Below are 12,961 nucleotides of genomic sequence, written 5' to 3' on the forward strand. Positions count from 1 at the left end.
AAAGGGCCCCGGCCGAAGCCGGGGCCCTTTAGTCATGCCGGGTGACTAGTTGGTGCGAGAGTACGTGTTGTCCTCGGCGTACTTGTAAATACCGATGGTGGCCTCGGTCGGGTCACCATTCTCATCGAGGGTGATCGGACCGGAGAACCCGTCATAGTCGACCTGCTCACCGTTGGCGAGAGCCTCGGCTGCTGCACCGAAATCTTCGACCTTGGTTCCATCTCCGGAACCGCCGGAGACCTGCTGCATGTAGCTGGCAATCGACTCGCCCGATACATCGTTACCCGCATAGGCGGCCAGGGCGATCAACATGACGGCGTCGTAGGCTTCGGCCGCGTAGAGATAGTCCTTGAGCGTCGGATCGATTTCGAGCAGTCGGGACTGGAACTCGCCGAGGGTGGCCAGGTCGAGGCCTGGGGCCGTCCCCTGTGATCCGGCGATCAGACCGGCCGAAAAGTTGGTGCTGTAGTCCTTGAGGCTGCCGTCAACGAAGTACAGCTTGTCTCCGGGGAATCCCCCGGCGACCAGTGCGGGAACGATCGATATCGACTGGTCGAAGGTGACGATCGCAATCGCGTCGGGGTCTTCGGCGGTCACATCGGAGATCTGCGAAGTGAAGTTGGTTTCCCCGGTATTGAAGAGCGAGGTGGCCACGACTTTGCCTCCGGTGCCCTCAAAGGTTGACGTGATGACGTCGGCGAGGCCCGTTCCATAGGCATCATTGACCACGATCAAGCCCAGGGTGCTCACACCATCCTCGGCGATCTTGGTTCCGAGAACTTCGCCCTGCAACAGGTCAGACGGCGAGGTGCGAAAGTACAGGCCGCCATCGTTGTAGGTCGTGAAGTCGAGCCCGGTATTCGACGGCGAGACCTCGACGATGCCGGCGCCGGTGATCGAATCGATCACGGTTCTGGTCACAGCGGATGCCGCCGCTCCCACGATCGCGGTGACGTCCTGGCCGATGAGGTCGGTGACGGAACCGGTGGCGACGTCGGTCGTGGTGTCGCCCTCGTCGGCATTGATCGCTTCGACGGTGATTCCGAGGCCCAGATCGTTGATGTCCTGTACGGCCAGCGCAACGCCGGCAACCTGGGGCGGGCCGAGGAAGGCGAGCACGCCACTCTGCGGCGCCAACGCGCCAATCTTGAGGGTGAGATCGCGCTCGCCGGCAACGATCTCGTTCACGTCGGAACCCGCAACGGCGGTCTCGGTGTCGGTGGGTGTCGGCGCAGCGCCAGTGCTGCAGCCGGTGAGCAAAAGGGCGCTCACGCCGATGAGGGCGATACCGGTGACGAGGGTACGAACTGAGCGGGAAGCCGAGGCCTTCGCGAAAACGCTCATGGTGCTCCTTGATTAATAAAGAGGGGTGGGACTGGTCAGCCGGTTGACTGCCGTGGTGTCAGAGTAGGCAATCAACGGCCCGGAAACCTACCCCTTCACGGGAGAACTTTGTAAAGCGATCAAATCGTTACGAACGACGGCCGGTAATCCCTTGATAATCGACGTTCTGCTTGCCCATCAGGGCAAATACACACTCTCCCCAGGATGCGCACACGGCCGATCCGGAAACCACTTGGGGCCAGCCCGCTTTGAGCGAGACGCCACCATCGTCCGCGGTGATGACGGCGGCCAGGGCGGCCGTGATTACCCCGTCGTATGCTTCCGCGCCGCCAGCCGTGGCAGTCAGCCCCGGGTCGGCGGTCTTCAGCCGTGCAGTGAACCCCTCGTCGGCGGCGAGCGGGGTCCCCCCGTTGGCAAAGTCAATGAGGGCCACGACGAGGGTGTTGCCAATGAAGCCTTCAGCATCCGCTGGCAACGCCGTCGTTGCGTCCCACAGCACCAGGTCGACGCCGCGCGCCGCGAGGTCGGCGTAGGCGGCGGCGAGGTCGCCGGCGGAGTTGCGGTGAATGAGCTGCACGGGACGGGTGGGAGTGGTCTGGTCAGCAAGGATGTCCCGCACGGCGATTTGGGTGCCGGCGACCTGGGCCGCGCCGCTCGCGGCATTTGCACCGGTCATGGGAAACAGCGTGCCGATGCTCAGCGTGCCGTCGCCGGTCGGGCTGGTGCTCGCGACCGGAGTGGGGGCCGTGCTCGGCTTGGCCGCCGGCGCACCGGTACAGCCGGTCAGGGCCAGGGCCAGCAACAAGACGGCGGCGATAGTGGGGCGACGGGGCATGTGGATCCTCTGGTGCTGAACTGGGGGTGGCGCAAGCTTTTGGTCCAGCGTATCGGCTGGCCGGACCGGAGCGAGCTAGGCCGGTTCGAGGGCGCCGCGACGGGGAGCGAGACCGGAGGCCACCATATCCAGCATCAAGATGATCAGGGCCACCCAGACCAGACCGAAGCCGACCCAGCGTTCGAACGGCATTGCCTCGCCCAGAACGAACACGCCCACGAGGAACTGCAGCACCGGCGCCACGAATTGGATGAGACCGAGCACGGTCAGCGGCAGCCGCCGCGCGGCCGCGGCGAATAGCAGCAGCGGTACTGCGGTGATGACACCGGCCGCGAGCAGGCCAGCTGTATGCCAGGGCGACACCGTGCCGAAGGTGATCCCGGAGAGTCCAGAGACGACAACGAGTTGCACGACGGCGACCGGTGCCAGCCATGCGGTCTCAAGGGTGAGGCCGGTGACGGCATCCACGCTCGGACCGACGCGCTTTTTGATCAGACCGTACAGCCCGAAGGAAAACGCGAGAATGAGCGAGATCCACGGCAGGGAGCCGTATCCGACGGCGAGAACGACGACGGCGACAAAGCTGATGGCGATAGCCACCCACTGCAGCCGCCGCAAGTGTTCCCGCAGCACGAAAACGCCGAGCAACACGGTGACGATCGGATTGATGAAGTAGCCCAGGGCCGCTTCGACGACGTGCCCTGTGGTCGCGGCGATCACGTAGGTCTGCCAGTTAATGAAAATGAAAACCCCGGCCAGGCCCATAGTCCACACCAGGCGCCACTGCCGCAGAGCTCGCCCCAGCACCGCCCACGTGCGGGTGACCGTAATGATCAGAGCGCAGAAGGCGAGCGAGAACAGCACCCGCCAAGCCACGATTTCAAATGCCCCGGAGGGTGCCAGGAGCAGAAAGTAGAGCGGCAGCACACCCCAGAGGGCGTAGGAGAGGCCACCGAAGATAAGGCCGGTCCGGTGTGTGGAATGGGCCGTCGTGTGGGCCGATGCGGCAGCATCCGTCATGATCTTCTCCTGCGTAACAGAAAGCGCACAAACAAAAACTCCCGAACGGCGATGCCATTCGGGAGTTTCAGTCTAGAGACTAGGAGCGAAGAGAACTGCCTAGCGGACGACGACGGCGAGCACGTCGCGAGCGGAGAGAACCAAAAGGTCATCGCCACCGAACTTGACCTCGGTTCCGCCGTACTTGGAGTAGATCACCTTGTCGCCGACGGCGATGTCGAGGGGGACGCGGTTGCCATTGTCGTCAATGCGGCCGGGGCCGACTGCAACAACTTCACCCTCCTGGGGCTTTTCCTTCGCGGTGTCAGGAATGACCAGACCTGATGCGGTGGTCTGCTCGGCATCGACCTGCTTGATGACGATGCGATCCTCGAGCGGCTTGATGGAGACCGACACGGTTGACCTCTTTCTAAGATTTGGGTTAGCAGACTCACAGCGAGAGTGCCAAGTGAAGTTTAGGGGGGTTCTGGCACTCACGCAACGTGAGTGCCAGATGGGGGCCATTTTGGTAGCGTTGCTGCATGGATAGAACCGAACTCGTTGAGCTGCTTTCCCCCGCGAGTTTGCGACTGCTGGACTCCCTGCCGCCCTACGACAGCCACGGCGATGTGGTGAAGCTCGTGAGCGATCTACGTAAGGCAGGCCACGCCCCAGGGCTCGTGTCGGCCGTGCTCAGCCAGTCCCGGCTGCGAGTGAAAGCCACCCTCAAGTTCGGTGAATTCGCCGAACGAATGCTGTTCACTGAGGCTGGCCTGGAACAGGCGACGCGATTGCGGGTCGCCGCGCTGCACGCCGGCCGATTCGCCGGGCTTGGCGCAGCCCTCGGCCACCCGCCGCGGGTCGCCGACCTCGGCTGTGGCATCGGCGGCGACGCAATGGCCCTCGCCGCCCTGGACTTGCCGGTGGTCGCCATCGACGCCGATGAGGTCACGGCGACCGTCGCGAGCTTCAACCTCGCACCGTTTCCGAACGCCTCTGCCCTGCAGGCCGACGCGGAAACGTTTGACCTCGCCGATTTCGACGCGGTCTGGCTCGACCCGGCGCGCCGCACGAGCGGGCACAGCAATACGACGCGGCTGACCCGCTCCGAGGACTACTCCCCCTCACTCGACTTCGCCTACCTGCTGGCCACCCGCTTGCCGCTCGGGATGAAGCTCGGGCCCGGTCACGACCGCGACCTGATTCCCGTCGACGCCGAGGCCCAATGGGTGTCGGTGGATGGCCAGCTGGTGGAGATGGGGCTGTGGTTTGGTGCACTCGTGCGCCCCGGCATCCGTCGATCGGCACTGCTCTTAACTCCCGGCGGCACGCACGAACTAACTGCTCCCGAAGACAGTGCAGACGTCGAAGCGGGTAGCCTCGGAAATTACGTCTATGAACCCGACGGCGCGGTGATTCGGGCGCGTCTGATCGGTGATCTGGCCCGGTCGCTGGACGCTCACATGGTGAGCGAGGGCATCGCCTACCTGACCAACGACAGACTTACTCCGACACCGTTCGCGAGCGCGTTCCGGGTGCTCGAGACCCTGCCCTTCGACGAAAAGAAGCTTCGGCTGGCGCTGCTTGAGCGACGGATCGGCACCCTGGAAATCAAAAAGCGCGGTGTCGATGTGGATCCGGCGACGTTGCGCACTCGGCTCAAGCTCAAGGGACCCGAGTCTGCGACCCTGATTCTGACGCAGGCGGCCGGGCATCGCATTGCGCTGCTCGTGGAGCGCGTGCGCTAGCTGGCGAGCAGCGCATCATCCCGCGAAGCTCCGAAGCCCGACACGGGGCCACACCCTAGAGCAGGGGCAGCACGGTCTGACAGATGTAGACGATCCAGCCGGCCGCGATTAGAACCCCAAATAGACCGCTCAGGAGACCGCTAAGCCAGAGGGTGCGCGCCCGGTTCTCGGTGGTGCGCGCGATCAGTGCGAGGGGGATCGCAATGAGTGCGAGTGGCAAACCGAACACACCGAACACTCCCAGGCCGAGCCCGGCCAAGCCACAACTCACGGCGGCGATCGAAAGCCGACGGCGGCCGGTGATGCGCTCCACCTCGGCCGCGGTGTAGATGTATGGCACGAACTCGGTGGGTGCAGTAACCGTGGACGACCAGTCGAGCTGGCTGCCAGGCGGCGCGGGAGCACGCGTGTAGCCCACCTGCGCCGAGGTGTCATCGTGCTGGTGGGGTGTCGTCATGGCTGTCCTCTGGCCGCGAACCGCAAGCAACGGCACGTTGGGATCTGCCCGGAGTCGGTCGAAACGGGCCTAGGGGCCCCGACGGGGCCAACGCTGCGTCGCTATCTGTAATAGCCCGCGCCCGTGGAGGCCGCGGCGATCACTAAAGCGATCGTGATGATAACGAAAATGGTGCTGACAAGCACTCCGACGTAACCGAGAATGGTCCCCCAGAGAGCGAGCCCGCGCCCCTTTTCACCGGTTTTCTTGATCTGGCTCAGTGCGATGTGGCCGGTGATGATACCGACGACCGAGATAAGGAGGATCGAGGTGACAAGCGAGATGATCGACAGAACGTTGTACTTGTCCTGCGGGCTCTGCTGCCCGTACGGATTCTGGCCGTAGGCTGGCGGCTGGTCGTACGCGGCCGGCTGACCGTAAACCGGAGCCTGACCATATTCCGGCGCCTCCGGGCCTACCGGTGCCTGGTAGCTCGGCGCGGCCGGGTAGGCCGGGTCGTTGCTCGCCGGATTGACGGGGGGCTGGGTGGGATCAGACATCTGCTTCTCCTTTTTGCTAAGAAATTCGGGGTCGCTAGTTCAGAATATCGCGTGAGCCTACAAGTCGGTAAATTCCGGGGCAGATCAGACCTGAACCTGGTCGACCGGCAGGGTGGAATCGGCGCCGAATTCCAGCGTTGACGGTTCATGCCCGGCCATGATGAGCTGCGCGCCCAAGGCTGCGATCATGGCACCGTTGTCGGTGCACAGAGACAGGGGCGGGATACGCAGGGCGATGCCCGCGGCATCCGTTCTTTCGGTGGCTATTTGACGCAGCCGCTGGTTAGCGATCACACCGCCGCCGAGCAGCAGCCGCGGCACGCCGTAGTCGGCGCAGGCCGCAAGGGCCTTGATGAGCAAAATATCGACGACCGCCTCGCGAAAACTCGCCGCGACGTCGGCCGTGGGTACCGGTTCGCCGGCATCCTGACGCTGCTCCACGAAGCGGGCGACCGACGTCTTCAGGCCAGAGAACGAGAAGTCGTAGCGGTGCGCGGCCATGTCCTTGGGCTGGCTGAGCCCGCGCGGAAAGCGAATGGCCTTCGGGTTACCTTCAGCGGCGACCCGGTCGATCTGTGGGCCGCCGGGGTAGGGCAGCGAGAGAAGCCGGGCCACCTTGTCGAAGGCCTCACCAGCGGCATCATCGATGGTCTCGCCGAGCAGCTCGACGTCGCTGACCAAGTCGCGCACCAGAAGCAGCGAGGTATGTCCGCCGGAGACCAGCAGCGCGATCGTCGGGTACTCCAGCGGTTCGGTGTCGCTGCCGTCGATGTCGCTGCCCAGCAGGTCGGCCCCGACGTGGCCGACCAGGTGATTGACCGCGTAGATCGGCTTGTCGAGCGCTACGGCGAGCGCCTTCGCGGCGCCGACGCCGACCATTAGGGCGCCGGAGAGTCCGGGCCCGCAGGTGACGGCGATGGCGTCCAGATCGGCCAAACGGATGCCGGCCTCGGCGACGGCCGCGTTGATGGCCGGCACAAGTTCGTCGAGGTGCGCACGGGCCGCGATCTCGGGGACGACGCCGCCGTAGCGGGCGTGCTCGTCCATCGAGCTCGCGATGGTGTTGGAGAGTAGAACGGTTCCCCGCACAATACCGATGCCGGTTTCATCGCACGAGGTCTCGATGCCAAGCACGAGGGGATCGGAGTGATTCATGAGGGCACGGTTGCTGCCGGTGTGGTGAGCATAGATTCCAGTTCGGGAATATTCAAGCGCATGACGATGGCGTCGACGTTGTCGGGTTGGTAGTAGCCGCGTCGCACCCCGACCTCAAGGAAACCGAGGCGTTCGTACAGGCGCTGGGCGCCTGGGTTGTCGGCCCGCACCTCGAGAAAGATCAGCCGGGAGCCGCGCTTGCGGGCCTCGTTGATGAGCGCCTGCATAAGCGTCCGGCCGAGCCCACCTCCGCGCGCCGACTCGGCGACGGCGATGGTCTGAATGTCGCCCTCGGCAGCTCCCTGCGGGGCGAGCAGTCCGGCGTACGCTTCAACGTTGCTCGGGTCATCGGGCCGAAATGCCACAAGGTAATAGCAGCCCGGGTCACCGAGGTCGCGCACCATCATGGGCGCCGACCAGGCATCGTTCTCAAAAATGGTCGTCTCGAGGTGCATGATGGCGGCCAGATCGGGTTCGTGCGCTCGGCGCAGCTGCCAGGTCATCGACTGACCCGCTTGGGGCCGGCGGAGAGCGTGACGTCGGGTGACCGCAGGTACAGCGGCTCATTCAGAGCGAACGAACGGTGGTGCGAGTGGGTTAGCTCGGCGACCATACCGAGTTCCCCCGCCGACACCGTGGCAGCGTCGAGGCGATCCCAGCCCGCGTGCAGCCAGTTCGGGTCGTCGAGCTCGGCCGGCTTGGCCAGACCGGGCCGGCTCACACGCACGGGCAGACCCACGGCATCCGCGTGGGAATAGGCGCTCCAGTAGATTTCGCGGCGGCGGGCATCGGTCACGACCACGAGCGGGCCGCTGTGTCCACGGCGGTAATGGCCGTAGGCGATGGCGTCGTGGCTGATTACCGGTACGAGCGGCTTGCCGGCGCCGAGGGCGAAGACGCGGGCCGAAGCGATGCCGACGCGCAGGCCGGTGAACGGCCCGGGGCCCATACCGCCAACCACGCCGGAGAGCGCCGCAGGGGCGATATCCGCTTCCCGCAGACACTCGACAATGAACGGGCCAACGATTTCGGCGTGGCGCATCGTATCGGCCTCGCCGCGTTCGGCGATCACACCACGGGTGAGGTCGACGACGGCCACGCTCGTGCCAGCAGAGGTATCAATGGCAAGTAGCACCCGTTCAGCCTAGCTTTGATGGGACAAGCATTTCGCGCGCCGGGCGCGGAGCGATCAGGTTAGAAAGAGCACGACGGCGGCCGTCAGCGCAACGACGACGAGGATCGTGCGCAACACCGGGGCAGGGAGGCGCCGACCGATGCGGGCGCCGATCCAACCGCCGAAAGCAGACCCCACGCCGATCAACAGAGCGATTACCCAGTCCACGGTTCCGCTCGAGATGAAAATGATGGACGACACAAGGTTGGCCATGCCGGCCAAAACGTTCTTGGCTCCGTTTGCCCGGTGCATGTCGGTGGACCAGAGGATTCCCAGCAGGGCCAGGAGCACGACGCCCTGGGCAGCCCCGAAGTATCCACCGTACACACCCGTGCCGAGAATGCCGAGTACCAAACCGAACGTGACCGGGCGAGTGTCGATGGTGGTGCCTTCGGGCGCTTTGCGCCGAACGTACCGTGCCACTCGAGGCTGCACCGCCGAGAGCACGGCGGCCACCAGCAAGAGGAACGGAACGACCGCCGAGAAGGCCTCCTCCGGCAGCAGCAGCAGCAGCAAACCGCCGGTCACCCCACCGACAGCGGAGAACGCGGCCATCCAGGCCACCGGCCGCCACTGTGACTTAAGTTCCCGTCGGTAACCGTAAGCACCCGCGACCGACCCGGGAACCAGACCAACGGTGTTCGACACGTTCGCGGTGATCGGCGGAACGCCCAGGGCCAGCAGCGTAGGAAAAGTTATCAGCGTCCCCGCGCCGGCTACTACGTTGATGATGCCGGCGATGATGCCGGCGACCAGAATAATCGCGCCTTCAAGAAGAGTCATTTAGTGAGGGTTTCCTGTGTTCGAGTGTTTAACGGTTACGTCGCCGACAGCGCGCACCAACGCACACGCTAGGCCACCGCCAGATGGGCCCAGCGGGGGCCGTGACCGGCCAGAGTCACGGTACGCGGCTCATCCAGGTCGTGATCCAGATCGAGAACGGAGGCCGTAGCATCCGTTTTTGACATCATCATCAGCGCCGGGCCTTGCGGCCGCTCAATCTCAATGTCCAACCAGGATTCGGTGATGCCGTCGAGCAGCCCGCGGCCCCACTCGACCACGACGATGGAGCGGACGAAGTCGATGTCAAGGTCGTCGAGTTCCATGGCGCTGCCGAGGCGGTAGGCGTCGACGTGCACGAACGGCGGTCCGCCCACAAGACTCGGGTGCGTGCGAGCGAGCACAAAGGTGGGGCTGGTCACGGCTCCACGCACTCGCAACCCCGCGCCGAGGCCGCGCGTCAGAGTGGTTTTGCCCGCCCCGAGCGGTCCGGTGAGCACGATGAGGTCACCGGCCCGTAAAATCCCCGCGAGGTTCACCCCGAACCGGTGCATCGCCGCCGCATCGGCAATCGTTCGGTGCAGCTCAGTCATTGATGTGCCGCCGTGTCACCCTGGGTCCGATTCGGGTGACGATCTCGTAGTTGATCGTTCCGGCGGCGTCGGCCCAGTCAGTGGCACTCGGCGCGCCCGTGGCCGGGTCGCCAAACAGTATGACCTCGTCGCCCACGGCCACACCCGGGTTCTCGGGACCGAGATTCACGACAAACTGGTCCATCGCCACCCGTCCGACCAGCGGGTAATTGTCGGTGTGAATGTGCACGAGCGCAGCACCCGAGGCCTGCCTTGGGATGCCGTCGGCATAGCCGAGAGGCACGAGCACGAGCGTGGAGTCCTGCGGAGCGCGCCAAAGATAGTCATAAGAAACTCCGGCGCCAGCGCTAACCCGACGCACGAGGGCCACCCGACCGCGCAGGGTCATGGCCGGAATCAAGCCGAGATCGGCACTCGTCGCATCCTCGAACGGTGACAGCCCGTAGATGGTGATGCCCAATCGCACCATGGTGAAACGAGCGGCCGGCAGCCGCAGTGCCGCTGCGGACGATGCGAGGTGCACGAGGGTGGGGCTCAGCCCGGCCGCGCGGGCGGCGGCGACGCCACGTTCGAAGCATTCGAGCGCCTGCTGGTCGTCGAACGCCGACGCGTTGGCGAGGTGGCTCATGACACCGTCCACACGCAGCAGCCCGACGCGCTCAAGCGCAGCGGCGAGCGCGAAGACCTCGGCCCAGTCGTTTTCGTGCACGCCGTTCCGGCTGAGACCGGTTTCGAGTTTTAGGTGAACGGATGCGCTCTGGCCGAGTTCCGCCGCAGCATCCGCTACCTGTTGCAGCTGTCGCACCGAGGAGAGCCCGAGAGTGACGTCGTCGTCGATCGCGGCGCTGAAATCGGCGTCGGGGTCGTGCAGCCAGGCGAGAATCGGTGCATCGATTCCAGCGTCACGCAGGAGCAGGGCTTCGTCGATGTCGGCGACGCCGAGCCAGTCGGCCCCGCCGGCGAGGGCAGCACGCGCCACCGGAACAGCACCATGCCCGTACGCGTTGGCTTTGACGACCGCCATCGCGTGCGGGGTTCCGGCGACAGCGCGCAGGTGGGCTACATTGTGGCGGATGGCGGCGAGGTCGATCACTGCCTCGCGAAAACCGGTCATGACTCCCCCTCGGCAACAACGAATGCGCAGGCCACGCCGGCATCGTGGGTCATAGTGACGTGCACGCGGCTGATCCCGCGAGCGGTCAGGGCGGCCAGGGCGGCCCCACTGAGCTTGAATTCGGGGTTACCGTGCGGGTCGTTCACGATTTCCATCTCTTGCCAGGTGGCCCCAGCGCTGTCGCCGAGGGCCTTGATCAGGGCCTCCTTGGCGGCGAAGCGTGCTGCGAGGGAGTGCGCCGGCAGACCGCGTTCGTTTTCCGCGAACAACCGCGGTACAAGGCGCGGCGTGCGCTCGACCTGGCGCACGAAGCGCGCCAGGTCGACCACGTCGACCCCAATGCCCTTGATCACCGCGCCGTCTCGACCAGCACTATTCGACCGTGACGGACTTTGCGAGGTTGCGCGGCTGGTCGACGTCGAGGCCCTTGGCGATGGCGAGTTCCATGGCGAACATCTGCATCGGCACCACGGCCAGCAGCGGTTCGAACAGCGGAGCGGCTAAAGGAATGTGGATGACGGTGTCGGCAAACGGCAGCACGGCGGCGTCGCCGACCTCGGCGATGGCGATGATGCGGGCACCGCGCGCGCGGATCTCCTGAATATTGGAGACGACCTTCGGGTGCAGGTGGGCGGAGCCGCGCGGGCTCGGTACGACGACGAACACCGGCTGGCCGGGCTCGATCAGGGCGATCGGGCCGTGCTTGAGTTCACCGGCGGCAAAGCCTTCGGCGTGAATGTAGGCGAGCTCCTTGAGTTTAAGCGCACCCTCGAGCGCGATCGGAAAACCGACGTGGCGGCCGAGGAACAGTACCGCGCGGGTGTCGCTCATCCAGCGGGCCAATTGGCGCACCTCGTCTTCTACTCCAAGAACGGCCGTGATCTTCTCCGGAATGGCCTGGAGTTCGGCAACCTGCGCGGCCTGCTCGGCAGCACTGAGGCTGCCACGCACCCGGGCGAGGTGCAGGGCGAACAGGTAGAGGGCGGTGATCTGGGCGACGAAGGCCTTGGTTGACGCCACGGCGACCTCGGGCCCCGCGTGGGTGTAGATTACCGCGTCACTTTCGCGCGGGATGGTCGCGCCCTGCGTGTTGCAGATGGAGATGGCCTTGGCGCCGAGCGACATGGCATATTTGACGGCCATGAGCGTGTCCATGGTCTCGCCGGACTGGCTGATCGAGATCACCAGGGTGTCGTCACTGAGGACCGGGTCGCGATAGCGGAACTCGTGGCTCAGTTCGACGTCCACCGGCACCTGCGCCCACTTTTCAATGGCGTACTTGGCTGTCTGGCCGGCGTAGGCTGCGGTTCCGCAGGCGATGATCACGACACGACGGATGCCCGCGAGCACGTCGTCGCCAAATTCGGTCAGTTCGGGAACGATGACCTGCCCGTCGGCAATGCGCCCGCGCAGGGTGTTCGCGACGGCATCAGGCTGCTCGGAGACTTCCTTCGCCATGAAGCTGGACCAGCCGCCCTTTTCACTGGCGGAGGCGTCCCAGGCAATGTCGAACTCTTCGGTCTCGACGGGGTGACCGTCGAAGTCGGTGACGGTGACGGCATCCGCTGTGATGGTGACGATCTGATCCTGGCCGATCGCTACGGCGCGGCGCGTGTACTCGACGAACGCGGCGACGTCGGAACCGAGAAAATTCTCGCCCTCACCGAGACCGATGACGAGCGGTGAGTTGCGGCGAGCGCCGACGACGACGCCGGGCTGGTCCTGGTGCACGGCGAGCAGCGTGAACGCTCCGTCGAGGCGGGCCACGACGGTGCGGAAGGCCTCGGCCAGATCGCCGACGCGCTGGTATTCGCGGCCGAGCAACACTGCGGCGACCTCGGTGTCGGTCTCGCTCAGAAAGGTGAAGCCTTCGGCGAGCAGTTCGCCCCGCAACTCGGCGAAGTTTTCGATGATGCCGTTGTGAATGAGGGCGAGCTTGTTGTTGTCACCGAGGTGCGGGTGCGCGTTTTCGTCGTTGGGGCCGCCGTGGGTGGCCCAGCGGGTGTGACCGATTCCGGTCGTGCCGTCGTTGATGGGATGAGCTTTCAGCTCACCGACCAGGGCCGACAGTTTGCCAGCCTTCTTGGCGGTGTTGAGCACCCCGAACTCGTCGATGACGGCGATACCCGCAGAATCGTACCCGCGATATTCGAGCCGTCCGAGGCCTCCCATTAGAACATCAACGGTCTTGTTGCTTCCGACATAACCTACGATTCCACACAT

At 65.0% G+C, this 12,961-nt stretch carries 15 protein-coding genes; 1 reads left to right on the forward strand and 14 read right to left on the reverse strand.

What is annotated here, in order from left to right; translation table 11 throughout:
* Positions 1 to 45 precede the first annotated feature (45 nt).
* The 4 genes from E3T51_RS09420 to groES form a co-directional block, all read right to left on the reverse strand.
* Complete coding sequence (locus E3T51_RS09420) at positions 46 to 1,344, reverse strand: ABC transporter substrate-binding protein (RefSeq protein WP_134529627.1); 1,299 nt, start codon at positions 1,342 to 1,344, stop codon at positions 46 to 48.
* A 127-nt stretch (positions 1,345 to 1,471) separates the two neighbouring features.
* Complete coding sequence (locus E3T51_RS09425) at positions 1,472 to 2,179, reverse strand: type 1 periplasmic-binding domain-containing protein (RefSeq protein WP_134529628.1); 708 nt, start codon at positions 2,177 to 2,179, stop codon at positions 1,472 to 1,474.
* A 75-nt stretch (positions 2,180 to 2,254) separates the two neighbouring features.
* Positions 2,255 to 3,199, reverse strand: coding sequence for an EamA family transporter RarD (gene rarD, locus E3T51_RS09430; protein WP_134529629.1), 945 nt, complete (start codon positions 3,197 to 3,199; stop codon positions 2,255 to 2,257).
* A 99-nt stretch (positions 3,200 to 3,298) separates the two neighbouring features.
* Positions 3,299 to 3,595: a co-chaperone GroES gene (groES, locus tag E3T51_RS09435; protein ID WP_092107311.1), complete on the reverse strand. Its 297-nt coding sequence runs from the start codon at positions 3,593 to 3,595 to the stop codon at positions 3,299 to 3,301.
* A gap of 125 nt (positions 3,596 to 3,720) precedes the next feature.
* Between groES and E3T51_RS09440 the strand changes: the two genes are divergently transcribed.
* Positions 3,721 to 4,926, forward strand: a complete 1,206-nt coding sequence (locus E3T51_RS09440; RefSeq protein ID WP_134529630.1) for a class I SAM-dependent methyltransferase — start codon at positions 3,721 to 3,723, stop codon at positions 4,924 to 4,926.
* Between the two features lie 55 nt (positions 4,927 to 4,981).
* Here E3T51_RS09440 and E3T51_RS09445 read toward each other — a convergent pair whose 3' ends face one another.
* The 10 genes from E3T51_RS09445 to glmS form a co-directional block, all read right to left on the reverse strand.
* On the reverse strand, positions 4,982 to 5,383 hold the full coding sequence (locus E3T51_RS09445; RefSeq protein WP_134529631.1) for a hypothetical protein: 402 nt from the start codon (positions 5,381 to 5,383) through the stop codon (positions 4,982 to 4,984).
* Between the two features lie 101 nt (positions 5,384 to 5,484).
* Positions 5,485 to 5,922 (reverse strand): DUF4190 domain-containing protein, encoded by a 438-nt coding sequence (locus E3T51_RS09450; protein WP_134529632.1) that lies wholly within the window; start codon positions 5,920 to 5,922, stop codon positions 5,485 to 5,487.
* An 84-nt stretch (positions 5,923 to 6,006) separates the two neighbouring features.
* The gene (gene tsaD, locus E3T51_RS09455; RefSeq protein WP_134529633.1) at positions 6,007 to 7,077 is read right to left on the reverse strand and encodes a tRNA (adenosine(37)-N6)-threonylcarbamoyltransferase complex transferase subunit TsaD; all 1,071 of its coding nucleotides are present in this window, start codon (positions 7,075 to 7,077) and stop codon (positions 6,007 to 6,009) included.
* Positions 7,074 to 7,580 carry a ribosomal protein S18-alanine N-acetyltransferase gene (rimI, locus tag E3T51_RS09460; protein WP_134529634.1) on the reverse strand — a complete coding sequence of 169 codons (507 nt, stop codon included), beginning with the start codon at positions 7,578 to 7,580 and terminating at the stop codon, positions 7,074 to 7,076. The genes tsaD and rimI overlap by 4 nt, the downstream gene beginning before the upstream one ends.
* Positions 7,577 to 8,212 carry a tRNA (adenosine(37)-N6)-threonylcarbamoyltransferase complex dimerization subunit type 1 TsaB gene (gene tsaB, locus E3T51_RS09465; protein WP_104193364.1) on the reverse strand — a complete coding sequence of 212 codons (636 nt, stop codon included), beginning with the start codon at positions 8,210 to 8,212 and terminating at the stop codon, positions 7,577 to 7,579. The genes rimI and tsaB overlap by 4 nt, the downstream gene beginning before the upstream one ends.
* Positions 8,213 to 8,266: 54 nt before the next feature.
* Complete coding sequence (locus tag E3T51_RS09470) at positions 8,267 to 9,034, reverse strand: sulfite exporter TauE/SafE family protein (protein WP_134529635.1); 768 nt, start codon at positions 9,032 to 9,034, stop codon at positions 8,267 to 8,269.
* A gap of 68 nt (positions 9,035 to 9,102) precedes the next feature.
* Positions 9,103 to 9,624 carry a tRNA (adenosine(37)-N6)-threonylcarbamoyltransferase complex ATPase subunit type 1 TsaE gene (gene tsaE / locus E3T51_RS09475; protein ID WP_134529636.1) on the reverse strand — a complete coding sequence of 174 codons (522 nt, stop codon included), beginning with the start codon at positions 9,622 to 9,624 and terminating at the stop codon, positions 9,103 to 9,105.
* Complete coding sequence (gene alr / locus E3T51_RS09480; protein WP_134529637.1) at positions 9,617 to 10,738, reverse strand: alanine racemase; 1,122 nt, start codon at positions 10,736 to 10,738, stop codon at positions 9,617 to 9,619. Before alr ends, tsaE begins: the two co-directional genes overlap by 8 nt.
* A complete protein-coding gene (locus E3T51_RS09485; protein WP_104193368.1) occupies positions 10,735 to 11,091 on the reverse strand; it encodes a holo-ACP synthase in 357 nt (118 codons plus the stop codon). The genes alr and E3T51_RS09485 overlap by 4 nt, the downstream gene beginning before the upstream one ends.
* A gap of 19 nt (positions 11,092 to 11,110) precedes the next feature.
* A complete protein-coding gene (gene glmS / locus E3T51_RS09490; RefSeq protein ID WP_134529638.1) occupies positions 11,111 to 12,961 on the reverse strand; it encodes a glutamine--fructose-6-phosphate transaminase (isomerizing) in 1,851 nt (616 codons plus the stop codon).

The organism is Cryobacterium serini (genome assembly GCF_004404025.1).
In the GTDB taxonomy this organism is placed as follows: Bacteria; Actinomycetota; Actinomycetes; order Actinomycetales; family Microbacteriaceae; genus Cryobacterium; species Cryobacterium serini.